The sequence below is a fragment of the Streptomyces sp. NBC_00704 genome (genome assembly GCF_036226605.1).
Taxonomy (GTDB): Bacteria; Actinomycetota; Actinomycetes; order Streptomycetales; family Streptomycetaceae; genus Streptomyces.
The window spans coordinates 2,389,419-2,411,506 of sequence record NZ_CP109000.1 but is presented as its reverse complement, the minus strand read 5'-3'; the positions used below and the strand labels follow the sequence as shown (position 1 = coordinate 2,411,506).

General features: G+C 71.8%; 21 protein-coding genes and 1 tRNA gene. 12 read left to right on the top strand and 10 right to left on the bottom strand.

Going from position 1 to position 22,088, the window contains the following annotated elements:
- The first annotated feature begins 79 nt into the window (after positions 1-79).
- The 3 genes from OG802_RS10655 to OG802_RS10645 all read left to right on the top strand — a co-directional run bounded on the left by OG802_RS10655 (position 80) and on the right by OG802_RS10645 (position 2,871).
- Positions 80-655, top strand: a complete 576-nt coding sequence (locus OG802_RS10655; protein ID WP_329409429.1) for a TerD family protein — start codon at positions 80-82, stop codon at positions 653-655.
- A gap of 211 nt (positions 656-866) precedes the next feature.
- Entirely contained in the window at positions 867-2,015 is a 1,149-nt protein-coding gene (locus tag OG802_RS10650) for a DUF475 domain-containing protein (protein ID WP_329409427.1), read from the top strand.
- Between the two features lie 118 nt (positions 2,016-2,133).
- Positions 2,134-2,871: a TerD family protein gene (locus tag OG802_RS10645; RefSeq protein WP_329417019.1), complete on the top strand. Its 738-nt coding sequence runs from the start codon at positions 2,134-2,136 to the stop codon at positions 2,869-2,871.
- Between the two features lie 64 nt (positions 2,872-2,935).
- On the opposite strand, the gene OG802_RS10640 is transcribed toward OG802_RS10645, so the two are convergent.
- Positions 2,936-3,721 carry a TerD family protein gene (locus OG802_RS10640; protein ID WP_329409425.1) on the bottom strand — a complete coding sequence of 262 codons (786 nt, stop codon included), beginning with the start codon at positions 3,719-3,721 and terminating at the stop codon, positions 2,936-2,938.
- A 209-nt stretch (positions 3,722-3,930) separates the two neighbouring features.
- Here OG802_RS10640 and OG802_RS10635 point away from each other — a divergent pair, with 209 nt between their 5' ends.
- From OG802_RS10635 to OG802_RS10625, 3 genes are read left to right on the top strand one after another with little or no spacing between them, the layout of a single operon-like run.
- Complete coding sequence (locus tag OG802_RS10635) at positions 3,931-5,094, top strand: HpcH/HpaI aldolase/citrate lyase family protein (RefSeq protein ID WP_329409423.1); 1,164 nt, start codon at positions 3,931-3,933, stop codon at positions 5,092-5,094.
- 26 nt (positions 5,095-5,120) lie between these two features.
- Positions 5,121-7,739 (top strand): phosphoribosyltransferase, encoded by a 2,619-nt coding sequence (locus OG802_RS10630; RefSeq protein ID WP_329409421.1) that lies wholly within the window; start codon positions 5,121-5,123, stop codon positions 7,737-7,739.
- On the top strand, positions 7,739-8,548 hold the full coding sequence (locus OG802_RS10625) for an HAD family hydrolase (protein WP_329409419.1): 810 nt from the start codon (positions 7,739-7,741) through the stop codon (positions 8,546-8,548). The genes OG802_RS10630 and OG802_RS10625 overlap by 1 nt, the downstream gene beginning before the upstream one ends.
- 62 nt (positions 8,549-8,610) lie before the next feature.
- On the opposite strand, the gene OG802_RS10620 is transcribed toward OG802_RS10625, so the two are convergent.
- On the bottom strand, positions 8,611-8,841 hold the full coding sequence (locus OG802_RS10620; protein ID WP_329409418.1) for an FmdB family zinc ribbon protein: 231 nt from the start codon (positions 8,839-8,841) through the stop codon (positions 8,611-8,613).
- A 285-nt stretch (positions 8,842-9,126) separates the two neighbouring features.
- Here OG802_RS10620 and OG802_RS10615 point away from each other — a divergent pair, with 285 nt between their 5' ends.
- The 3 genes from OG802_RS10615 to OG802_RS10605 all read left to right on the top strand — a co-directional run bounded on the left by OG802_RS10615 (position 9,127) and on the right by OG802_RS10605 (position 13,957).
- The gene (locus tag OG802_RS10615; RefSeq protein ID WP_329417018.1) at positions 9,127-11,331 is read left to right on the top strand and encodes a transglycosylase domain-containing protein; all 2,205 of its coding nucleotides are present in this window, start codon (positions 9,127-9,129) and stop codon (positions 11,329-11,331) included.
- Positions 11,332-11,380: 49 nt separating this feature from the next.
- Positions 11,381-12,664, top strand: coding sequence for a hypothetical protein (locus tag OG802_RS10610; RefSeq protein WP_329409415.1), 1,284 nt, complete (start codon positions 11,381-11,383; stop codon positions 12,662-12,664).
- Between the two features lie 123 nt (positions 12,665-12,787).
- The gene (locus OG802_RS10605; protein ID WP_329409414.1) at positions 12,788-13,957 is read left to right on the top strand and encodes an amidase domain-containing protein; all 1,170 of its coding nucleotides are present in this window, start codon (positions 12,788-12,790) and stop codon (positions 13,955-13,957) included.
- Here the strand turns inward: OG802_RS10605 and OG802_RS10600 are convergent.
- The 3 genes from OG802_RS10600 to OG802_RS10590 all read right to left on the bottom strand — a co-directional run bounded on the left by OG802_RS10600 (position 13,945) and on the right by OG802_RS10590 (position 17,055).
- On the bottom strand, positions 13,945-14,526 hold the full coding sequence (locus OG802_RS10600) for a DUF4383 domain-containing protein (RefSeq protein WP_329409412.1): 582 nt from the start codon (positions 14,524-14,526) through the stop codon (positions 13,945-13,947). The two genes, OG802_RS10605 and OG802_RS10600, sit on opposite strands and share 13 nt — an antisense overlap.
- Positions 14,527-14,833: 307 nt before the next feature.
- Entirely contained in the window at positions 14,834-16,207 is a 1,374-nt protein-coding gene (locus OG802_RS10595) for a hypothetical protein (protein ID WP_329409410.1), read from the bottom strand.
- Between the two features lie 74 nt (positions 16,208-16,281).
- On the bottom strand, positions 16,282-17,055 hold the full coding sequence (locus OG802_RS10590; RefSeq protein WP_329409408.1) for a DUF4097 family beta strand repeat-containing protein: 774 nt from the start codon (positions 17,053-17,055) through the stop codon (positions 16,282-16,284).
- A gap of 166 nt (positions 17,056-17,221) precedes the next feature.
- Between OG802_RS10590 and OG802_RS10585 the strand changes: the two genes are divergently transcribed.
- Positions 17,222-17,293 (top strand) — tRNA-Val (locus tag OG802_RS10585).
- Positions 17,294-17,575: 282 nt separating this feature from the next.
- On the opposite strand, the gene OG802_RS10580 is transcribed toward OG802_RS10585, so the two are convergent.
- The 3 genes from OG802_RS10580 to OG802_RS10570 form a co-directional block, all read right to left on the bottom strand.
- Entirely contained in the window at positions 17,576-17,920 is a 345-nt protein-coding gene (locus OG802_RS10580; protein ID WP_329409407.1) for a hypothetical protein, read from the bottom strand.
- A 127-nt stretch (positions 17,921-18,047) separates the two neighbouring features.
- Positions 18,048-18,956 (bottom strand): serine hydrolase, encoded by a 909-nt coding sequence (locus tag OG802_RS10575; protein WP_329409405.1) that lies wholly within the window; start codon positions 18,954-18,956, stop codon positions 18,048-18,050.
- Entirely contained in the window at positions 18,926-19,342 is a 417-nt protein-coding gene (locus OG802_RS10570) for a thiol-disulfide oxidoreductase DCC family protein (protein ID WP_329409403.1), read from the bottom strand. Before OG802_RS10570 ends, OG802_RS10575 begins: the two co-directional genes overlap by 31 nt.
- Before the next feature lie 122 nt (positions 19,343-19,464).
- On the opposite strand from OG802_RS10570, the gene OG802_RS10565 reads away from it, so the two are divergent.
- Together OG802_RS10565 and OG802_RS10560 are read left to right on the top strand one after the other, a co-directional pair.
- Positions 19,465-20,079 (top strand): GNAT family N-acetyltransferase, encoded by a 615-nt coding sequence (locus OG802_RS10565; RefSeq protein WP_329409401.1) that lies wholly within the window; start codon positions 19,465-19,467, stop codon positions 20,077-20,079.
- 110 nt (positions 20,080-20,189) lie between these two features.
- Positions 20,190-20,420 (top strand): DUF2277 domain-containing protein, encoded by a 231-nt coding sequence (locus OG802_RS10560; RefSeq protein ID WP_329409399.1) that lies wholly within the window; start codon positions 20,190-20,192, stop codon positions 20,418-20,420.
- A gap of 79 nt (positions 20,421-20,499) precedes the next feature.
- On the opposite strand, the gene OG802_RS10555 is transcribed toward OG802_RS10560, so the two are convergent.
- Together OG802_RS10555 and OG802_RS10550 are read right to left on the bottom strand one after the other, a co-directional pair.
- Entirely contained in the window at positions 20,500-21,111 is a 612-nt protein-coding gene (locus OG802_RS10555) for a DedA family protein (protein ID WP_329409396.1), read from the bottom strand.
- Positions 21,112-21,333: 222 nt separating this feature from the next.
- Positions 21,334-21,786: a DoxX family protein gene (locus OG802_RS10550; protein ID WP_329409394.1), complete on the bottom strand. Its 453-nt coding sequence runs from the start codon at positions 21,784-21,786 to the stop codon at positions 21,334-21,336.
- Positions 21,787-22,088 lie beyond the last annotated feature (302 nt).

The window sequence follows — 22,088 nt, the reverse complement described above, 5'->3', positions numbered from 1 at the left end:
GTTTACGGTCGGCGCCGGACGCGCAGGACATCCAAGAGGCAGCACAGCACCGGGCACCACCTAGGGGAGGACCAGCAACATGGGCGTCACGCTCGCCAAGGGAGGCAACGTCTCCCTGTCCAAGGCCGCGCCGAACCTCACTCAGGTGATGGTCGGACTCGGCTGGGACGCGCGCTCCACCACCGGAGCCCCTTTCGACCTGGACGCCAGCGCCCTGCTGTGCACCAACGGGAGGGTGATGGGGGACGAGTGGTTCGTCTTCTACAACCAGCTCACGAGCCCGGACGGCTCGGTCGAGCACACCGGAGACAACCTCACCGGCGAGGGCGAGGGCGACGACGAGTCGCTCCTGGTGAACCTCCCCAAGGTGCCGCCGCAGTGCGACAAGATCGTCTTCCCGGTCTCCATCCACATGGCCGACGAGCGGGGGCAGACCTTCGGCCAGGTGGCCAACGCCTTCATCCGCGTCGTCAACCAGGCCGACGGCCAGGAACTCGCCCGCTACGACCTCAGCGAGGACGCGAGCACGGAGACCGCCATGATCTTCGGCGAGCTCTACCGGTACCAGGGCGAGTGGAAGTTCAGAGCCGTGGGACAGGGGTACGCGTCCGGACTGCGGGGCATCGCCCTCGACTTCGGGGTGAACGTCTCCTAGCGTTCTCGAGCGTTCCCGAACGCTCAGGAGCGCCCGGGACGGCGCGGCGCCCCGGCTACCGGCCGGTACGGGACCTCCTGTACCGCACGTAACGGTCGACCCTTAGACTCAGCAGCTCATAGTCAACGTTTCGTAAAGCCGAGTACGGCGCGGGGAGGCCCTCCCCCCGGACATCGTCCGGGAGGACCCCCAATACACGATTGGGTAGCCAGTGCTTCTGAAAACCTTCGGCTGGTCGTTCGCGATCACCGCGCTCGGCCTCGTGGCGGCGGGCTTCTACGGGGGGTGGGAGGCGCTCGGCATCGTGGCGATCCTCTGCATCCTGGAGATCTCGCTGTCGTTCGACAACGCGGTGGTCAACGCCGGGATCCTGAAGAAGATGAACGCCTTCTGGCAGAAGATCTTCCTCACGGTCGGCGTGCTGATCGCCGTCTTCGGCATGCGGCTGGTCTTTCCCGTCGTCATCGTCGCCATCAGCGCCAAGATCGGTCCGATCGACGCGGTGGACCTGGCGCTCAACGACAAGGACAAGTACCAGCAGCTCGTCACCGACGCCCACCCGTCGATCGCCGCCTTCGGCGGCATGTTCCTGCTGATGATCTTCCTGGACTTCATCTTCGAGGACCGGGACATCCAGTGGCTGCGCTGGATCGAGCGCCCGCTCGCAAAGCTGGGCAAGGTCGACATGCTGTCGGTCTGCATCGCGCTGATCGTCCTGCTGATCACCTCCTTCACCTTCGCCACCCACGCCCACCAGCACGGCGGCGCGCACGTCGACAAGGCGCAGACGGTCCTGATCTCCGGCATCGCCGGTCTCATCACGTACATGATCGTCGGCGGTCTCTCCGGCTACTTCGAGGACAAGCTCGAGGAAGAGGAGGAGCGCGAGCACGAGGAGGAGGAAGAGGCCGCGCGCAGCGGGAAGAAGCGCTCGCCCGTCGTCCTCGCCGGCCAGGCCGCCTTCTTCATGTTCCTCTACCTCGAGGTCCTGGACGCGTCCTTCTCCTTCGACGGCGTGATCGGCGCCTTCGCCATCACCAACGACATCGTCCTGATGGCCCTCGGCCTCGGCGTCGGCGCCATGTACGTCCGGTCGCTCACCGTGTACCTGGTCCGCCAGGGCACCCTCGACGACTACGTCTACCTGGAGCACGGCGCCCACTACGCGATCGGCGCCCTCGCCGTCATCCTCATGGTCACCATCCAGTACCAGATCAACGAGGTCATCACCGGCCTCGTCGGCGTCGTCCTGATCGCCTGGTCCTTCTGGTCCTCCGTGCGCCGCAACAAGGCGCTGGCAGCGGCAGAGGGAAAAGCCCAGGGCACGGACGAGAAGACTGAGGTCTCGTCCGGGGTGTGACCGCTCGCCCGGTGAGGAACGCTCTGAACGGGGCGGCCGTTGCGGACACTGTCCTGCACGCGGCCGCCCCGTCGCTTGTGTCCCGGCGAACGCCGTGGACGTGGATGTGGGGGCGGGAATGGGCTTCTTCGACGGGATCCTGGGCAGCAGGGCGGCCGACTTCGACTCGGGCAGCGCGGCCACCAACGCGATAGAGCTGACCAAACGGCATCACACGGTGTCCCTCACCAAACAGGGCGCCGCCACCGGCAACCTGCGGGTGAACCTGGCCTGGCGGATGCGCACCTCCGACATCGGCGGGCCGCAGCGCGAGAGCCTGCTGCGCCATCCGCTCAAGGCGCTGCGGCCCCCGGAGGTCGTCGGGCACAGCCAGAGCATGGTCAACGTCGACCTCGACCTCGGCTGCCTGTACGAGCTGGCCGACGGCACCAAGGGCGTCGTCCAGCCGCTGGGCGGCCTGCTGGGGGACGTCAACGCGCCGCCGTACGTGAAGCTGAGCGGCGACGACCGGTTCGGGTCGGCGTCCGGCGAGACGATGTACGTCAACCTCGACCACCGCGAGCAGATCAAGCGCCTCCTCGTCTTCGTCTACATCTACGACCAGACGCCGGCCTTCGACCGCACGCACGCGATCGTCACCCTCTACCCGAGCAACGGGCCGCGCATCGAGATCGGCCTCGACGAGCGGCATCCGCAGGCCCGCTCGTGCGCGGTGGTGATGATCGAGAACGTCAAGGAGGAGCTGATCGTGCGACGCGAGGTGCGCTTCGTCTACGGCTTCCAGGCCGAGCTGGACCGGCTCTACGGCTGGGGGCTCCAGTGGGGGCGGGGCTACAAGGCGAAGGCCGACAGGTGACGCCCGCAAGCGCCGGCTCCCCGGCCCGCCCCGAGGCGGGCGGTCCGCGCGCCGCCCCGGCGGCTCACCGGCCGATGAACTGCGGCCCCTGCGGCGGCAGGCGGAAGGCGCCGTCCGGATAGCCGTAGCCGTACGTCGGCAGACTCGCCGGATAGCCGTAGGACGGCTGCTGCTGGGGCACGGCCGCGGCCGGGCGCTCCGGAGGCAGCGGCTGGGCCGGGGCGGTGGTCGGCGGCGCCTGCTGGGTCTGCGGCGCCTGCTGGGCCTGGGACTGGGACTGGGCCGGCGTCGGGTCGGCGGCGGCCTCCTCCGACTCGTCCACCGAGATCCCGAAGTCGGTGGCCAGGCCCTTGAGGCCGTTGGAGTAGCCCTCGCCCAGCGCGCGGAACTTCCAGCCCTCGCCGCGCCGGTACAGCTCGCCGCAGATCAGGGCCGTCTCCTCGCCCGTCTCGGGCCGGATGTCGAAGGTGGCCAGCGGCTCGCCGTCGGCCGCCGCGTCGTACAGCAGGATGCTGAGGGAACGTACGCGGTCGAACGTGACGCCGTCCGCCGAAGCGACCAGCAGGATCTGGCCGACGCCGGACTCGACACCGGAGAGATCCGTCTGGATGGTGTCGGTGAGGCCCTCGGCGACGCGCTTCTTGCCGAGTCGCCACACCTTCCCCGACGGATGGCGGGGCTGGTTGTAGAAGACGAAGTCCTCGTCGGAGCGCACACGGCCGTCGAGCCCGAGGAGCAGCGCCGAGACGTCGACGTCCGGGACCCCCTGCCCGGGGGTCCAGCGCAGCACGGCGCGTACCGTGGTGGCTTCCAGCGGGACGTTCGACCCCTTCAGCATCGCGTGCGTCATGCGGTCATCCTGCCTTCTCGGGCCTGCTCACGACAATGCGGGGTACCCGGGTGCCCCGCACGCGACCGTACGGGCGGGTGCGCGACTGTACGAGCCCGGGTTACCTGAAATTCATCACCGGTGGGAACCCGGGACACCGATCCCTACGTACTATTACCGGCCACCTCTTGCCGAATCCACCGCCTCACCTTGCATCACCGGGGAGCTTTATGCGTCATTTCGGGCACCTCGCCCCTGAGGTGCGGCATCGCCTCTTCCACCGGGAGCCGTGCGTCTTCGACGCCGGCTCCCCGGCCAGGCTGCTCTCCGCCGCCCTGGGCGCCACGCTCTACAGCCCGGCCACGCGGCCCCGGCTGGCGGACGACATCGTCAAGCAGACCGGGCGCGGCGTCGTGTCGATGGTGCTGTGCCTGGAGGACTCCATCGGCGACGAGGACGTCGAGGCCGGCGAGGAGAACCTCGTCCGGCAGTTCGCCGACCTCGCCTCCCGCGGCGCGGACCTGCCGCTGCTCTTCATCCGGGTGCGCACCCCCGAGCAGATCCCGGACCTCGTCCGGCGCCTGGGGGACACCGCCGCCCTTCTCAGCGGGTTCGTGTTCCCGAAGTTCACCGAGGAACGCGGCATCCCCTTCCTGGAGGCCCTGGCGGGCGCCGAGGCGGCGAGCGGGCACCGGCTGTTCGGCATGCCCGTGCTGGAGACGCCGGAGCTGATGTACCGCGAGTCGCGCGTGGACGCCCTCGAGGGCATCGCCCGCGCCGTCGAGAAGTACCGCAGCCGGGTCCTCGCCCTGCGCCTGGGCGTGACCGACTTCTGCTCCTCCTACGGGCTGCGCAGAGCGCCCGACATGACCGCCTACGACGTCCAGATCGTCGCTTCCGTGATCGCCGACGTCGTGAACATGCTGGGCCGCGCCGACGGCACCGGGTTCACCGTGACCGGGCCGGTCTGGGAGTACTTCCGGGTCCCCGAGCGCATGTTCAAGCCGATGCTGCGGCACAGCCCCTTCCTGGAGGGGCAGGCCGTCGAGCTGCGCGAGAGACTGATCGAGCACGCGATGGACGGGCTGCTGCGCGAGATCTCCCTCGACCACGCCAACGGTCTGCTCGGCAAGACCTGCATCCATCCCTCGCACGTGCCGGCCGTGCACGCGCTGTCCGTGGTCAGCCACGAGGAGTACAGCGACGCGGCGGACATCCTGCGGCCGGAACGCGGCGGCGGGGGTGTACTGCGGTCGCAGTACACGAACAAGATGAACGAGGTGAAACCGCACCGCGCCTGGGCCGAGCGCACCATGCTCCGCGCGGAGGTCTTCGGCGTCGCCCACGAGGACGTCAGCTTCGTCGACCTGCTCGCCGCCGGCATACCCGGCTGACCACCCACCTCATCCACAAGGGACGCATGAACAACGCAGTGAACAACGGGCCCGGCGACGCGATCTGGTCCGGGACCTGGGTCGCGGAGCGGCTCGGCGTCGAGCTCGTCGGCGACGACACGCTGACCGACCTGCTGGGGCTGGCGCTGCGCCGCAACCCCAAGCGGGCGCATCTGCTGGTCTCCCACGTGCTGGGCAAGCACATCCCGCAGTCCCCGTCCGTCGTGCACGGACACGGCTTCGCGCTCGGCCGCCGGGTCCGCGACCTCCTCGGCGACCGGGAGGCGGCCCGCGCGGTCGTCCTCGGCTACGCGGAGACCGCCACCGGCCTCGGCCACTGCGTCGCCGACGGTCTCGGCTCCGCCCCCTACCTGCACTCCACCCGCCGTCCCGTCGCGGGCGTCGTCACGGCGGGCGGCTTCGAGGAGTCCCACTCCCACGCCACCTCACACCTGCTGCTCCCCGAGGACCCCGCGCTGCTGGTCGGGGACGGCCCGCTGGTCCTCGTCGACGACGAGTTCTCCACCGGCAACACGGTCCTGAACACGATCCGGGCCCTGCACGAGCGCTATCCGCGCCGGCGCTACGTCGTCGTCGCCCTCGTCGACATGCGCTCGGCGGACGACGCGGGCCGGCTCGCCGCGTTCGCCCGCGAGATCGGCGCCCGGGTGGACCTGATCGCCACCGCCTCCGGCACCGCCCGCCTGCCCGAGGACGTGCTGGAGAAGGGCCGGGAACTGGTCGCCCGGTACGAGGGCGACGCGGGCGGTGACCGGCCGTCCGCGGGGGAGCGGGGCGCCGGCGCCGGGTCCGGCCCCTCCGGGGCGCGCGGCGCCGCCGACGCCGGGTCCGGCCGTGCGGCGGAGCCCGCCCCGGCGGACCCGCACCCGGAGACCGGCCGCACCCGGCACGCCCGGCCCGCGACGCCTCCCGGCCACGTCACCCGCGTCGACCTGCGCTGGCCCCGCGGCCTTCCCGACGGCGGCCGGCACGGCTTCACCCCGCGCCACCGCACCCGCCTGGAGACCGCCCTGCCCGCGATGGCCGCGAGGCTCGCCGAGGCGATACCGCAGGACGCCTCCCGCGTCCTCGTCCTGGGCTTCGAGGAGCTGATGTACGCCCCCCTGCGCCTCGCCCGGCAACTGGAGGAGAGCGTCCCCGCCGAGGTCCGCTACTCGACCACCACCCGCTCGCCCGTGCTCGCGGTCGACGACCCCGGCTACGCGATACGCAGCCGCATCGTCTTCCCGGCCCACGACGACCCGGCCGACGGCCCCGGCGAGCGCTACGCCTACAACGTCGCGGGCAACGGCTTCGACGCCGTCGTCGCCGTCGTGGACTCCGTGGCCGACACCCCGCAGCTGCACGCCCCCGACGGCCTCCTGGCCCGGCTCGCCGCGCACACGCCGCACGTCGTCCTCGCGGTCGTCCCCTCGTACGTCCCCGAGCCGCTGTACGCAGCCGCCCCGTCTGAAGAGAGACCCGCCATGCTGCCCGAGCCCCTCCGCGGCCCCGCCTTCTCCTCGTACGCGCCCGAGGAGGTCGGCTGGCTGCTTCAGGACCTCTCGGACGTCACGCTGGAGGCGCCGACCGAGGAGCGCGAGGAGGCCATCCAGGCCGGCGGCGCACACTACGCCGAGTCGCTGCCCGTCGAGTACCAGCCCAGCGAGCAGTACCAGCAGCTCTTCCACGCCGCCCTGGAGACCTCGGCGCCGCGGATCGCGCGGGCCGTGGGCGTCGTCACGGACACCGTGATCGCCGAGCGGTCGCCCCGGCCCGTCCTGGTCTCGCTGGCCCGGGCCGGCACCCCCGTCGGCGTGCTGATGCGCCGCTGGGCGCGGTTCCGGCACGGACTCGACCTGCCGCACTACGCCGTGTCGATCGTGCGCGGCCGGGGCATCGACGCCAACGCGCTGCGCTGGCTGGCCGCGCACCACGACCCGCGGGACGTCGTCTTCGTGGACGGCTGGACCGGCAAGGGCGCGATCACCCGGGAACTGGCCGCGGCGGTCGAGGAGTTCGAGGCGGGCGGCGGAGCGGCCGGTTTCGACCCGGAGATCGCGGTGCTGGCCGACCCCGGCTCGTGCGTGCGGACCTACGGCACCCGCGACGACTTCCTCATCCCCTCCGCGTGCCTCAACTCGACCGTGTCGGGGCTCGTCTCGCGGACCGTGCTGCGGGCCGACCTGGTCGGACCCGACGACTTCCACGGCGCGAAGTTCTACCGCGAGCTGGCCGGCGCGGACGTCTCGGCGGACTTCCTGGACGCCGTCGCCGCCCGCTTCCCGGAGGTCGCCGACGCCGTCGACGGCGCGGTGAAGGAGCTGCTGGCCGGCGACCGCACGCCGAGCTGGGAGGGCTGGGCGGCGGTCGAGCGGATCAGCGAGGAGTACGGCATCCACGACGTGAACCTGGTCAAGCCGGGCGTCGGCGAGACCACCCGGGTGCTGCTGCGCCGCGTGCCGTGGAAGATCCTGGCGCGGGCCGGGGCGGGCCCCGACCTGGACCATGTGCGCCTGCTCGCGGAGCAGCGGGGCGTGCCGGTCGAGGAGGTCGGCGACCTGCCGTACACCTGCGTCGGCCTCATCCACCCGCGGTTCACCCGCGGCGCGACCGGCGCCGACGGCCGGGCGGTGACGGTCTGATGCCGGTTCTGGTGGCGAGCGACCTCGACCGGACGCTCATCTACTCGGCGGCCGCCCTGGCGCTGACCATGCCGGACGCCCGCGCGCCGCGGCTGCTGTGCGTGGAGGTGCACGAGGCGAGGCCGCTGTCGTTCATGACGGAGACGGCCGCGCAGCTGCTGACCGACCTCGGCGACACGGCCGTCTTCGTCCCGACGACCACCCGCACGCGCAAGCAGTACCAGCGCATCAACCTGCCGGGCCCGCCGCCGAAGTACGCGATCTGCGCCAACGGCGGCCATCTCCTCGTGGACGGGGCGACCGACCAGGACTGGCACGCGTCGGTGCTGGCGCGGCTGGCCGCCGAGTGCGCGCCGCTCGCCGAGGTGCAGGACCACCTGACGAGGACCGCCGACCCGCTCTGGCTGCGCAAGCAGCGGATCGCCGAGGACCTCTTCGCGTACCTGGTGGTGGAGCGCGAGCTGCTGCCCGAGGAGTGGGTGAAGGAGCTGGGGGCCTGGGCGGAGAACCGCGGCTGGACGGTGTCCTTGCAGGGCCGCAAGATCTACGCGGTGCCGGGGCCGCTGACCAAGAGCGCGGCCGTGCACGAGGTGGTCCGCCGCGCCGGCGCGGAACTGACGCTGGCGGCCGGCGACTCGCTGCTCGACGCCGACCTGCTGCTGGCCGCCGACCGGGGCTGGCGTCCGGGGCACGGCGAGCTGGCCGACGCCGCCTGGACGGCCCCGCAGATCACCGCCCTGCCCGAGCGGGGCGTCCTGGCCGGCGAGCGCATCCTGCGCGAGTTCCTCAAGGGATCACGGCTCGGCTAGGGCGAAGCACGCCCTGGAGGACCCGGCGACGGCCCGCACGGACCGGCCTCGCCGGGACCGGGTCAGCCGCAGCAGCCGCCTCCGCAGCAGCCGCCCCCGCCTCCGCCGCCCGCGCCGGGCGCGGGTGCGGGGGCGGCGGCGGACCGGGAGCCGCCCACCGCGACCGTTGAGAGAAGCTTCACTGTGTCGTCGTGTCCGGCGGGGCAGGCGGCGGGATCGGCGGACTGCGCCATGGGACGGCTCAGTTCGAAGGTGTCGCCGCAGGTCCGGCAGCGGTACTCATAGCGAGGCATGCCGTCAGACTAAGGCCCTATGCTCGGTGGTGGCGTCAGCAGTTTGACCTCTGTTCACTTCTGTCGATTTCTTATGTGGAGAATTTGCGAAGGGCGCTGGTAATTTGAGAGCGCCGTGTTGAACCCCGAGGTCGGGAGGGTTCGAGGATTGCGGCCGCGTCAACGGCAACCATGTCAGGCCCTCGTAAGTCTGTACGTCTGCCCGCGAGCAACACGGAATGCGGAGGGAGACGCGTAGTGACCCGTACGGGGCAGGGGGAGGAGCCCCAAGAGCCGGATGCCACCATGCAGTTGAAGGTCCCCGCCTCTTTGAAGGCGGACGAGACCATGCAACTGCGGGTATCGGATATTCCGGTGATGCCGGACATATCTGATGAGGGCGCCGACGAGAAAGCGCGTTCCTCGAAGAACAGACGCAAAGCCCCTCGACTCTCCCTCTTTGTCCGCGTATGGGCCGTTCTGGGTCCTCGACTGGCCCCGCTCGTCGCCGCTCTGACGCCGTATGTGGCTCGTGTCACGCCGTACGCCCGCAAACTGCGCCCGCTGTACCCGCGCCCCGGCCGCACCGACTGGCGGCGCTGGATACCCTCCTGGCGCCAGTGCCTCGGCGGCGTCCTCGCGTCCATAGGACTCAGCGGCATGTTCCTCGTCGTGGCCTACGCGGCCACCGACATCCCGGACAACCTCAACACGTACGCCACCCAGCAGGACAACGTGTACTTCTGGGCCGACGGCACACCGATGGCCCGCACCGGCTGGGTCCAGCGCCAGGCCATGCCGCTGAAGGACATCCCCGAGGACGTCCGCTGGGCGGTGCTCGCCGCCGAGAACGCCAGCTTCTACAGCGACCCCGGCATCTCCTTCAAGGGCATCAGCCGCGCCCTGTTCCGCACGCTCGGCCAGGGCGACACCCAGGGCGGCTCGACGATCACCCAGCAGTACGTCAAGAACGTCTACCTCAACCAGAACCAGACGGTGAGCCGCAAGTTCACCGAGGCGATGATCGCCCTCAAGCTCGACAACCAGATGAGCAAGGACGACATCCTCGAGGGCTACCTCAACACCAGCTGGTTCGGCCGCGGCACCTACGGCATCCAGCGCGCCGCCCAGGCCTACTACGGCAAGGACGTCAGCGAGCTGAACGCCAGCGAGGCCGCCTTCCTCGCCTCCCTGCTCAAGGGCGCCGGCCTCTACGACCCCACCCTCGGCCCCGCCAACCGCGCCCGGGCCGTCGAACGCTGGTCGTGGACCCTGGACCGGATGGTCGACATCGGCAAGCTGTCCAAGGCCGAGCGCGCCAAGTACACCAAGTTCCCCGAGCCGCTCAAGTCCAACCCGCTGTACGACACCGGCCAGCAGAGCGACTACCTGGTGGAGCTGGCCTCCCAGTACGCCAAGAAGGCCGGGCACATCTCCGACAAGGACTACGACCTCGGCGGCTACCAGATCTACACGACGTTCGACAAGAACCGTGAGGCCCATCTCACCGCCGCCGTCACCAAGGCCCGCAAGAAGGCCCTGAGGGACGACCCGAAGAACGCCGAGGACGCCCACTTCGGCGCCTCCTCGGTGGCCTCCGACGGACGGATCCTCGCCGTCTACGGCGGCCCCGACCACCGCACGCAGGGCTTCAACGAGTCCAACGCCACCACCGTCCCCGCCGGCTCGGCGTTCCAGCCGTTCGTCTACGCGGCCGGCCTGGAGCACGGCGTCCACAAGACCCGCGACGGCGACACCGAGACCGTCACCGGGCAGACGCTCTACAACGGCGACAACCTGGTGCCCGTCACCACGCCCGAAGGGCCGTACTGGGACCGCAGCGGCCGCAAGGCGGCCGCCAAGAACGACGGCGGCAAGTCGTACGGGCGGATCTCCCTGCACCGCGCGCTGGCACTCTCCGTCAACACGCCGTTCATGCAGCTCGGCATGGACACCGGCCTCGACGTGGTGCGCTCCACCGCGGAGCGCTCCGGGCTGCTGCCGTCCAGCTTCGGCGCCCAGGTGCCCGCCCTGTCCACGGGCAGCGCCACGCCCAGCGCGATCCGCATGGCGAGCGGCTACTCCACCTTCGCGGCGGGCGGCAAGCACACCGAGCCCTACTCGGTGCGCCTGATCACCAAGAACGGCACGAAGCTCGTCCTGGAGACGCCCGCCGCGAGCCGGGCGTTCGGCGCCGACGCGGCCGAGGAGGTCAACTCCGCCCTCGCGGACTCCTTCCGCACCGCCCACCCGGACGACGTGCCCGCCGCGCAGGCGCAGTCCGGCCGCACCGGGTCGCTCGGCCAGGTCACCGGCAAGGCGGGCACCACCCAGAACGACACCGCCGCCTGGTACGTCGGCACCGCCAAGACCGTCTCCACGGCGGTCGTCGTCTACCGCATCGACCTCGGAAAGAGTCTCGAACCGCTTCCCCTGAAGGGCATCGCCGGCACGACCGACGACAACGTTCCGTACGGCATCTGGTCAGGTGCCATGAGCCCGCTCGGCTGACCACCGACCCGGGCACCCGCGCCCCCGAACCCCGGAGAATGATCCGCACATGAAGTCACCGTCGGGCCGCCGCCGCAAGGCCGTGGCAACGCGCCGCCCCGCCGCCACGCACCCGGGGTTCCTGACGCTGGCCGCGCTCCTCGTCGTCGCGTCCCTGGTGGGCGGGTACCTGGTGCTCAACCGCACCTCCAACACCCAGCCGACCGCGTCCGCGGGGGACAGCAAGAAGGCGTCGGCGGGGGCCGGCAAGGAGCCGAAGTGGGACGGCAAGACGCATGTCCTGGGGGACGGTTCCACCTCGTACACGGGCCCGCAGAAGGGACAGCTGAAGCCCGTCCCGCTCAAGCCCGGCGAGAAGCCGCCCCAGTTCGTGGTGTTCTCCTGGGACGGCGCGCTCCAGGGCGACGACGGCCTCTTCGAGCACTACCGCAAGATGGGCGAGCAGTACAACGCCGACATGACCTTCTTCCTCACGGGCATCTACCTGCTGCCCAAGAGCAAGAAGGACCTGTACGCCCCGCCCCAGCACCCCGTCGGCTCGGCCGCGATCAGCTTCCCCACCGACGAGCACATCCGCACCACGCTGGAGCAGCTCGGCGAGGCGTGGAAAGAGGGCAACGAGATCGGCACCCACTTCAACGGCCACTTCTGCGGAGCCAAGGGCGGCGGCTTCTGGAGCGTCGACGAGTGGAAGTCCGAGATCGACCAGTTCTACAAGTTCGTGGAGAACTGGAAGACCAACACCGGCTACAAGGACATCCCGCCGCTGCCCTTCGACTTCAAGAAGGAGGTCACCGGCGGCCGGGCGCCCTGCCTGGAGGGCCAGGCGAACCTCCTGAAGGCCGCCAAGGCCTACGGCTGGCGCTATGACGCCAGCTCCTCGGGCGACTTCCAGATCTGGCCCGCGAAGAAGGACGGCCTGTGGGACTTCCCGCTCCAGGCCCTCCCGTACGACGGCGGCAAGTACCAGGGCCTGTCCATGGACTTCAACTTCCTGGCCAACCAGTCCGACGGCGAACCCACGGGCGACCCCGCCAAGTACCCGCAGTGGGAGCAGCAGACGCTCGACGCCTACATGGCGGGCTTCAACCGGGTCTACTACGGCAGCCGGGCCCCGCTGTTCATCGGCAACCACTTCGAGGAGTGGAACGGCGGCATCTACATGAAGGCCGTCGACGAGGTCATCAAGAACGTGTGCGTCAAGAAGGACGTCAAGTGCGTGTCCTTCAAGGAGCTTTCGGACTGGATGGACGTCCAGTCGCCCGCGACGCTGGAGCGGCTGCGCAGCCTGGATCCGGCCCAGAATCCCGACTGGTCGACAGTCGTGAAGTGACCCACCCCGGGGGCGGCGGCGACGTAACCAAACCTCAACCGCTCCCCCCTTCACACGAGCCACACACCCCGTGCAAAGATGCCCTCCCGGCATCCCACCGCCGGGGCAAGAGGGGAAACACCAGTGAAGTCAAGGAAATTGAGCGGCACGCGCCGCCGCGTCACGATACTCGGGGCAGCCGCGACCTCGGTCGTCGCCGGAGTCGCCCTGCTGCCCAACTGGTCCGCGGGCGCCGCGGTCGTCGACGACCCCACGGTCGACGCGCGGACCAAGGCCACCTTCCAGCGGCTCGCCGACGCGGTCTTCACCGACCGCACGGACGCGCTGGTCACCGGCGCCCAGGGCGGCCGGTCCAAGCCGCTGACCCACGCCTTCTCCGGCGACGTCAAGCTGTCCTCCGGCACGGCCCGCACCGAGGGCGCGACCCTGTCCTCGCTCGGGCAGCGCAAGAACAAGCTGGCCAAGGCCGGCGAGAAGTACAGCAAGGCCTCCACGACCGTCACCCTGAACGCCACCCGCGTGACGGGCCGCACGGCCAAGGCCGACGTCACCGAGACCACGACCCTGACGTACTCCCAGGTCCGCGGCAACGCGCCGAAGTCGACCGGGTTCCAGGCCACGCACGAGCTGACGTTCAAGGCCGACCGCCACGGCAACTGGCAGCTCACCACGATCCGCGACACCGACCAGGGCGGTCTCGCGGTGAACACGCTGTCCAAGCCGGTCTCGGTCAAGACGGCGACCACCGACGACACCATGCCGAACGCCCCGCGGGCCGCCACCACCCGCAACCCGGCCGCCGCCCCGAAGACCGGCACCGCCTACGACTACAAGGCGATGGCGGCGTACGCCGAGAAGTACGTGTACACGTACAACAAGGACTACCCGGACTACAACAACCACACCGCGGGCGGCGACTGCACCAACTTCGTCAGCCAGTCCCTGAAGGCCGGCGGTTGGAAGCACGTCCCGGGCTACGTGTACGACTACACCCGGTGGTTCGGCAACGCCGACATCCAGTCGGACTCGTTCGTCGGCGTCAACGAGTGGTCCTGGTTCGCGCAGAACTCCAAGCGCACCACCCCGCTCGCCAACGTCTACCAGCTGGAGGTCGGCGACGTCCTCCAGATGGACTTCGACCGCGACGGGTCCAAGGACCACACGATGATCGTCACCGCCAAGAGCAACGGCGTGCCGTACGTGACGTACCACTCGAACAACACCCTGCGCCGGTCGGTGTCGAGCCTCGTCTCGTCGTACCCGACCGCGTACTTCTACGCCTACCGCACCTGATCCGACGACGGGGGCGACGACGGAGGCCAGTTCTCCCGGAGCTCCCGGTGGCGGTCCTGCTCCTCCACGAGATCGGGGTGGCGGGACCGCCAGTAGGGGTTGTCGTGCGGCAGGGCGGACCCCACCCTGCCGTACATCCCGAAGACCATCAGCAGGATCCCGATCACGAAGCTGAGCATGCAGTTCTGGATCTCGAAGGCCAGGAAGTTGTAGTCCGTCTGCAACAGGGCCATGTTCAGGAACCCGCTGAGGATGAACAGGACGCCGAGGACCATGTTCAGCGTGGACGCGAAGTTCCCGCCGATCACCATCCCCACGAAGAGCAGCAGCCCCACAGCCACCGACAGCCAGCTGAGCGCGCCGTTGGTGTTGAGGCTCCACACCTCGTCCCCACCGGTGTCGAAGAAGCCGATCTTGTCGATGATGCCGAAGATCCCGAAGACGAGCAGACCCAGGCCCATCAGCCCGGCGCCGATCCGGTAGACCAGGTTGAGCCGGTGGTCGAGCGGCAGATGGTCGTCGAACCGGATACGCCGCCTCGACTCGGAACGCACCGCGTGTGTCGCCATCTCCGCCTCCCGGAGGGTGAGACAAGCCGGCGTGCAACATGCCGACGAGGCCGTACCCCACTCAATATCCGCCCGTCGAGCGCGACGGGCAACGCAGCGCGGCGCCCCGCGGCGACGACGTGCGCCGTCCGCCCCCGGCCCCGCCCCCGTCCCGCCCGGCCATCAGCCTCCGGCCGTCAGCGGTCCCGACGCCGGTGTCCAGCCGTCCAGCGTTTCCGACGCCGGTGTCCCGTCGGCAGCGGTCCCGACGCCGGTGTCCCGCCTTCAGCGGTCCGGACGCCGGTCTCCAGCCGTCAGCTTCCGGACATCAGTGTCCGGCGCCGCGCTCCTCGCGGATACGGGCCACCACGTCGGCCGCCTCCCGCCGGACGGCCTCCGTCTCCGTCAGGAAGTGCCAGTAGTCGGGATGGCGGCCCTCCAGCGCGCCGATCGCCCGCTCCAGCCGCGCCACCGCGTCGTCCAGCGGACGCGCGTGCCGCGGATCGGGCGTGTTGCGGCCCGCCATGGCCAGCCGCTGGGCGTCCCGGATCGCGAACCTGGTCCGGTCGATCTCGGCCTGCGGATCCTTCTGGACGGCGTTCAGCCTGGCGAGGCGGTCGCCGGCGGCCGAGACCGCCTCGTCCGTGGTGTTCAGCAGGGCCCGCGCCGTCGACAGCAGCGAGGTGGCGTCCGGCCACCGCTGTGCGTCGCGCGCCGCCTGCGCCTCCTTCAGCTTGGCCTCGGCCTGCCGGACGTGCTCCCCGGCCTGGTCGGGCACGTGCTGGAGGTCCTGCCAGCACGCGGCCGAGAAGCGCCGCCGCAGCTCGCTCAGGATCGGCTCCACCTGCTCCGAGCGGGTCGTCAGCGCCTGCGCGCGGGTGCGCAGCGACACCAGCCGGTGGTCGGTCTCGGCGGCCCGCTCGGGCAGCCGCCCGGCCTCCGCACGGACCGCCTCCGCCTCCCGCGAGACCCGCTCCGCCCGCTCCAGGGTGAGCGCCACCCCGTGCCGGCCCGCGCCCTCGTTCAGCTTCGTCAGCTCGGGCGCCAGCGCCGCCAGCCGCGCCGCGAGGTCGTCCGCCCGCAGCCCGCTCTCCCGCACCGCGTCCAGCGCGTCCGACGCGCCCAGCAGCGCCTGCCGGGCCCGCTCCACGGCGGGCGCGAGCCGGGCGAGCCGGGTCTCCGCCTTGCCGAGCAGCGGACCCAGCCCCTCGGCGAAGCGGTCCAGCTCCCGCTTGACCCGCACCAGCTCGTCCTTGGCGCGGGTCAGCTGCGCGCGCGCCTGGGAGGCCGCGGCGGCCTCCAGGTCGTCCCGGTCGAGGTCGTGGGCGTCGACGGCGTCGATGTACTGGGTGCTGACCTCGTCGATGCGCCGGCCGACGGCCTCGAAGTCGGACACCGCGCGGCGGGCCGCCGGGGTGTCGTCGACGGCCCTGATCGTCTCGATGGAGATCCGCAGGTCGCGCTGGGCGCTGTCCAGCTCGTAGAACGCGGTCGCCGCCGCGTCCTTCGCCGCCTGCGCCTCGGCCCGCTGTCCTTCGGCGCGCCCGCCGAACCAGCGCCGGGTGCCGCCGCCGGCGAACGCGGCGGGCAGCGCGAGGGCGAGCACGAGCGGGAGCGCGACGAGGGTGAGGACGTCGCCCGGGGCACGGGTCCGTGCGCGCGGCTCCGACGGCGAATACCGCTGCGATGGTGTCGCCGTCACATCCCTCTCCCGTGCTGTGATCCGCCCTGCCCGGTGCCATTCTCCCACCGGTTAAGGACGAACACACGGGCCCGTTAGTTCGCGTTCCGGACCGTGACTTTGCCGTCGGCGGTGCGCGCGCTCACCACGTGGGCGCTGGACGCGTCGCGCGGCACCGACACGTCCACCCCGCCGTCGTCGGTCTTCGTGGAGACCCGGTAGGAGGCCGCGGGCAGCGCGATCGTCACGGACCCGTCCTCGCTGACGGAGTCCACCCGGTCCGGCACGGTGCTCAGGTCGAGGCGGACCGAGCCGTCCTCGGTGCGCGTGCGCACGGAGCGGGAGGCGACCTCGGCGCGCACGGAGCCGTCCTCGGTGCGCAGGTCCAGCGGCCCGCTGGAGTCGGTGACGTGCACCGAGCCGTCCTGGGCGCGCACGCTGAGCGCCTCGCGGAACCCCAGCGCGCGGACGCTGCCGTCGTCGTCCTCGACCTTCACGGCGACGCCGCGGGGCACCTCGACGCGGTGCTTGGCGGAGCAGTCGGCGATCACACCGGAGCAGTGCATCCGCAGCGTCAGCCGGTCGTCCTTCATGGACCAGGTCACCTTCGGCTCGGAGCCGACGGTGACGGATCCCTCGAACCACCGGGTGACGGCGACCGCGCCCGTCTTCGCCGCGTCCGTCGCGACGATCTCCAGCGCCGAGTCGTCGGAGTCGATCGTCAGGGTGTCGCCCTGCAAGGCGAACGAACGGTGGTCGGGGTGCTTGTCGTCGGCCGCGGAGGCTCCGCAGCCGACGGCGCCTGCGGCGAGGGCCACGACGACCGCGGTGACGAGGACCGAGCGGGCGGAAAGGGTCGTACGGGCCATGGTGGTCTCCCCCTGAGCTGCTTGACGACGCACTGACGACCCTAGGGAGACCGGCCCGGCCGGACGATCCGGCACACTCCCGGACACGGGGTGGGGTTAACCCCCCGGCCCCCGGCAGGCGTTTGCGGGGCACGGCCCAGGTCGATGTAGGCTGTCGACTCGTCTCGGGTGCGTAGCTCAGGGGTAGAGCGCCTGCCTTACAAGCAGGATGTCGGCGGTTCGAAACCGTCCGCGCCCACCGAGGACGACGCCCCGCGCGAGGCGTCGCCGGCCGCGGCCCTCCGGTACCTTCCGGAGGGCCGCGGCCGTGCCCGGCCCCCGTCCGGGGCGGGGGCCCCCGGCGACGGGAACCGCCCGACGGCCGCCCGTGGTCAGCTGCCGAGCGCCCGAGGCCAGCCGTCCGCCCGCCCACCCGTCCACCGCCCCGGCATCTCCGGACGGCACGCGCATGCGACGTCGTGCGATGCGGCGTCGGTCGACCTCGGTCGACGTCAGACGTCGTCCGGGCGCGCCATCGACGTCAGTCGGCGTCCGGGCGGGCGGTCTCGTGGGCGTGCTTGAGGTTCATGCGGGCGTCGACCCGGTCGGCGGCGGCGACCTCCGCCCAGAAGCGGTGGCACGTCACGAACACCGCCAGCTCGTGCTCGCGGCGGCGCAGCTTCTCGACCTCGGCCTGTTCGTCGGCCGTCCAGCCGGGGGAGGCGGGGCGCTCCGTCTTGCGCCAGCCCGCCGCGTCGCTGAAGCCGTCCAGGGGCTCGACCGACCAGGGAAGCCGCTTCAGCAGGGCCGACAGCTCGGCCCGGACCTGATGCAGCTCCTCCTGACCGGCGCGCAGGTCGCTGGGAAAGTCATAGGTCGTAGCCACCCGGCAATGGTACGCCTGTTCGAATTTGAGTCGCGAGGTTCTTCGGGGTGTTCCTGTGAACGTGTGTTCGATTAGAGGGGGAATGGGATGCGGATCGGCACGGATCGGCGGGTGGGCCGGATGCCGGTCAGGGCGCGGTGGACGGGGCTCCCGGAGCGGCGGCGCCCCGGATCGCCCGGAGGGTCTCCACGCCGAGACGGTCGGTGCCGTCCGGGTCCGCGCCGAGGCGGTGGACCAGCACCCAACTCCCGTCCTCCGTCGCCCCGGTGAACACCGAGGCGTGCCGGGTCGCCCCGTTGTGCCAGCGCAGCGCACCGGTCACCTGCCAGGACGGCGCGGGCTCGCCGAACCGCCGCTCGACCAGCAACCGGACGACCAGGTCGGCCGCCGCCCGGGGAGTGGCCCACAGTCCCCCGGCGGGCAGGATCGCCCCGGTCATCGTCCAGGGCCGGTGCCGGCCGCCCGGCCACCGCGGCGCGAGCAGCCTGCGCTCCGTGTCCGGACGCACGGCCACCTCGGTGACGCCCAGCGGGCGCAGCACGTACTCGTCCACCAGTTCCCCGTACGACGCCCCGGAGGCGGCCGCGCCCAGGGCCGCGCCGAGCACCGCGTACCCGAGGTTGGAGTACTCCTCCCGCTCGCCGGGCGCACCGGCGGCGAGCGCGTCGAGGCGGGGCAGGAGCGCCCGCAGGGCGGCGGCGTCGAACGCGGTGTACGGGTCGCGGCGGGGCAGCCGGCCCGGTGGCAGCCGGGGCAGTCCGGAGGTGTGGCGGGCCAGGTGGAGGAGGGTGATCCCGGTCGTGGGGGCCTCGGGGAGCCAGCGTTCGACCGGGTCGTCGAGGGCGAGGACTCCCGCGGCGGCCATCCGCGCCAGCGCCGTGCCGGTGACGACCTTGGTGAGCGAGCCGATCTCGACGTACCGGTCCACCGCGTGACCGGCGGTGAGCACGGGTCCGGCCGTGGACGTGAGGACGCAGACCGGGACGCGGGGACGCGCGAGAGGGCTCACCGCGTGCCGGCGGGGCGCACGGCGCACGCGGGCGTTCCGCCGGGCAGCCGGTGACGGTTGCGGGCCACCCCGCGGTAGACCACGCGCGCGCAGCCGCGGACTCCGGGCAGCCGCAGGACGGCCCCCACCACGCGACATCCGGCGGACGGCGACGAGCCCAGCCAGCGGGCCACCGCGTCCGCCCCGCCCGCGAGGACGGTGGAGCCGCGCAGCAGCAGGACCTCCCGGTCCAGTCGGGCGCGGTGCGGCGCGGTCGACTCCTCGGGCAGGAACTGCCAGGGCACCGCTTCCAGCGTCGGCGCCGCCAGGGAACGGATGCGGTCGACGGAGGACTGGCAGAAACCGCAGTCCCCGTCGTAGGCGAGGACAGGAGGCGCGGAGCCGGGGGCAGGCCCGGTCGCTCGTCGTCCCACCACGGTTCTCCCTCCGCGCCCTGCGCCGACGCCCGTCGCGGACGCCCGTCGCCGATGTGTGTGCGACGGCGATCGTACTGCCGTCCGGGGCCGCTGTCAGACCCACGTCCTAGTGTGGGGGAATGGACGGATCGGGCGTGGAGCGCGTGCGGTTGACCCCTTGGTCGGACGGCGATTTCTGGCTGCTGCGCCGGGCCAACAGCCCCGAGATGACCGAGCACCTGGGCGGGCCGGAGAGCGAGGAGAGGCTCGCCGACCGGCAGCGGCGGTACGTCGAGCCGTTCGCCGGCCGCATGTACCGGATCAGCCTCGCGGACAGCGGGGACAGCGGGGACAGCGCGGGCAGCGCGGGCAGCGGGGAGAGCGTCGGCTCGATCGGGTACTGGGAGCGTGAGTGGCGGGGCGCGACGGTGTGGGAGACGGGCTGGGCAATCCTGCCCGGGTTCCAGGGCAGAGGCCTCGCCGCGGCGGCGGCCCGTGTTCTCGTCGACGTCGTCCGGCAGGCGGGCGGCCACCGGGCCCTGCACGCGTTCCCCGGGGTGGACCACCGCGCGTCCAACGGGGTGTGCCGGAAAGCGGGGTTCACGCTGCTCGGTCAGGCGGACTTCGAGTACCCGAAGGGGCACTGGATCAGATCCAACGACTGGTTCGTCGACCTGAGCACCGGCCCCGCGGAGGATTCCGGCGCCGACTCCGCGCCGGGTCGGCACGACCGGCCGGCCCGACGTCGGGAATGACGATGAACGGCCGGGACGGCAGGTTCCGCAGACACGCCCCGGTCGGCCGCCGCGCTTCCCGCGCGGTGGCGGCGAACGCGACCGGGGCCCACAGGAGGGAGACTCGGAGTATGTGCCGGAGTATCAAGACATTGCGTCCGCCCGCGCTGCCCGAGGAGGCGACCGAGGACGACATCCGCGCCGCGGCCCTCCAGTACGTGCGCAAGGTGTCCGGGTTCCGGGCGCCGGCCGCGCACAACCGGGAGGTGTTCGACAGAGCGGTCGAGGCCGTGGCCGCGGCCACCGCCGAACTGCTGGACGGCCTGGAGGTACGCGGGTCGCACCGCCCGACGGCGGCATGACGGCAGGCCCGACGCCCTGCCCGGCGCTGTCGCGGGGCCGGGACCTCGTGGCGGGGCGGGAACCGTCGTGCGCGGTCCGTCACGCGGGCCGGCGGCGCATCAGGAACGCCGCGCCCGCGCCCGCGCCGAACAGGGCGAGGACCGACACCCCGGTGGCCACCCAGGTGGTGCCCAGCCAGTGGGCCCCGAAGTAGCCGAGGGCGACGCTGTAGCCCGCCCAGGACAGCCCGGCCAGCGCGGACCAGGGGAGGAAGTCGCGGGGGCGGCGATGCGCGGCGCCCGCGATGAGGGAGACGACGGACCGTCCGGCCGGGGCGAACCGCGCCAGGACGACCAGGGCGCCGCCGCCCCGCGCCAGCGCGCCGCCGAGACGTTCCTGCGCGCTGGTCAGCCGGCGCGAGCGGGAGATCGCCCGGTCCAGGCGCTCGCCGCCGCGCCAGGCCAGCCGGTAGGCGACCAGGTCGCCCAGCACCGAGGCCGTCGTCGCGGAGAGGATCAGCACCATGATGTCCGGGACCTCGTGCGGGACCTGGCCGGTCGCCGCGCCGGAGCCCGCCGCCGCGGCCGTCGCGGCCGTGATGACGAGCACTCCGCTGGGCAGCACCGGCAGGAACACGTCGAGGAGGACCGACAGGCCCACCACCGCGTAGATCCAGGGGCTGCCGAGCAGCGCCCCCACACTCTCCAACACCGCGTACTCCCCGTGTCTCCCCCCGTGACGGCCTGACGTGCCGCTGTGTCGCGGGGGAGCGGCAGATGCGGCCAATGACAGCCCTACAGCGTACGCCGGGGGTGGGGCAGCGGATTCACGGGGGGTGCGTGCGTTCGGCACGGCATGTTCACGGGCGGGGCGCGCCCAGGTGCAGGGCGCGTCCAGGTGGGGGGCGCGTCCAGAGCCCTTCGCGGCGACTGCTCAGGCGGAGACGGTGGCCTTGGGCGCCGCGGCCTCGCGCTGCGGGCTGGTGCGGCCCGCGAGAAGGCGGTCCAGGCCGAGGGCGCCGGAACCGGTGAAGATCAGCAGCAGGAACGCCCAGCAGAACATCGCCGAGGCCTCGCCGCCGTTCTGCATCGGCCACAGGGCGTGGGGCTGGTGCACGTTGAAGTAGGCGTAGGCCATCGAGCCCGAGGCCAGGAACGCGGCGGCCCGGGTGCCCAGGCCCAGCAGGACCAGGGTGCCGCAGACGAGCTGGATCGCGGCGGCGTACCAGCCGGGCCAGGTTCCGGCGTCGATGGTGCCGCCCTTGCCGCCGGCGCCGCCGAGGACGCCGAACAGGGAGGCCGCGCCGTGGCAGGCGAACAGCAGGCCCACGACGATGCGGAAGAGGCCGATGACGTAGGGCTGTGCGGTGTCGATGCGAGCGGACATGGGTGGGGGGTGCTCCTTCGGTCTCGGGTCGGGCCGGTCCGTGTCGGGGAGAGGGCCGGTCGGTTGGGGGAAGCGGTACCGAATCAGCGATTCACGGTAGGCGGGGCCGATCGATGCTTGCAAGTTCAACTTCTAGCCACGATCAGGGTCCCCGCATAGGCCCTTTTCCCCTGGTCGTCGCACGTCGGCCGACTCCCGTTCACCCCGCCCTCGTCCGAAAGCGTGACCGAATCCACTCCTGGGAGGGGGTGCGCGTCGGTCGCCACGAGGCGGGCGCCGACTCGACGTCGAGGAGCGGACCG

Excerpts from the sequence above, each read along its gene's own strand:
- OG802_RS10635 (WP_329409423.1), top strand. The coding sequence starts at position 3,931 with ATGCGTCATTTCGGGCACCTCGCCCCTGAGGTGCGGCATCGCCTCTTC.
- OG802_RS10560 (WP_329409399.1), top strand. The coding sequence starts at position 20,190 with ATGTGCCGGAGTATCAAGACATTGCGTCCGCCCGCGCTGCCCGAGGAG.
- OG802_RS10655 (WP_329409429.1), top strand. The coding sequence starts at position 80 with ATGGGCGTCACGCTCGCCAAGGGAGGCAACGTCTCCCTGTCCAAGGCC.
- OG802_RS10615 (WP_329417018.1), top strand. The coding sequence starts at position 9,127 with ATGCAGTTGAAGGTCCCCGCCTCTTTGAAGGCGGACGAGACCATGCAA.
- OG802_RS10600 (WP_329409412.1), bottom strand. The coding sequence starts at position 14,526 with ATGGCGACACACGCGGTGCGTTCCGAGTCGAGGCGGCGTATCCGGTTC.
- OG802_RS10630 (WP_329409421.1), top strand. The coding sequence starts at position 5,121 with ATGAACAACGCAGTGAACAACGGGCCCGGCGACGCGATCTGGTCCGGG.
- OG802_RS10625 (WP_329409419.1), top strand. The coding sequence starts at position 7,739 with ATGCCGGTTCTGGTGGCGAGCGACCTCGACCGGACGCTCATCTACTCG.
- OG802_RS10565 (WP_329409401.1), top strand. The coding sequence starts at position 19,465 with ATGGACGGATCGGGCGTGGAGCGCGTGCGGTTGACCCCTTGGTCGGAC.
- OG802_RS10640 (WP_329409425.1), bottom strand. The coding sequence starts at position 3,721 with ATGACGCACGCGATGCTGAAGGGGTCGAACGTCCCGCTGGAAGCCACC.
- OG802_RS10610 (WP_329409415.1), top strand. The coding sequence starts at position 11,381 with ATGAAGTCACCGTCGGGCCGCCGCCGCAAGGCCGTGGCAACGCGCCGC.
- OG802_RS10550 (WP_329409394.1), bottom strand. The coding sequence starts at position 21,786 with ATGTCCGCTCGCATCGACACCGCACAGCCCTACGTCATCGGCCTCTTC.
- OG802_RS10645 (WP_329417019.1), top strand. The coding sequence starts at position 2,134 with ATGGGCTTCTTCGACGGGATCCTGGGCAGCAGGGCGGCCGACTTCGAC.
- OG802_RS10590 (WP_329409408.1), bottom strand. The coding sequence starts at position 17,055 with ATGGCCCGTACGACCCTTTCCGCCCGCTCGGTCCTCGTCACCGCGGTC.
- OG802_RS10620 (WP_329409418.1), bottom strand. The coding sequence starts at position 8,841 with ATGCCTCGCTATGAGTACCGCTGCCGGACCTGCGGCGACACCTTCGAA.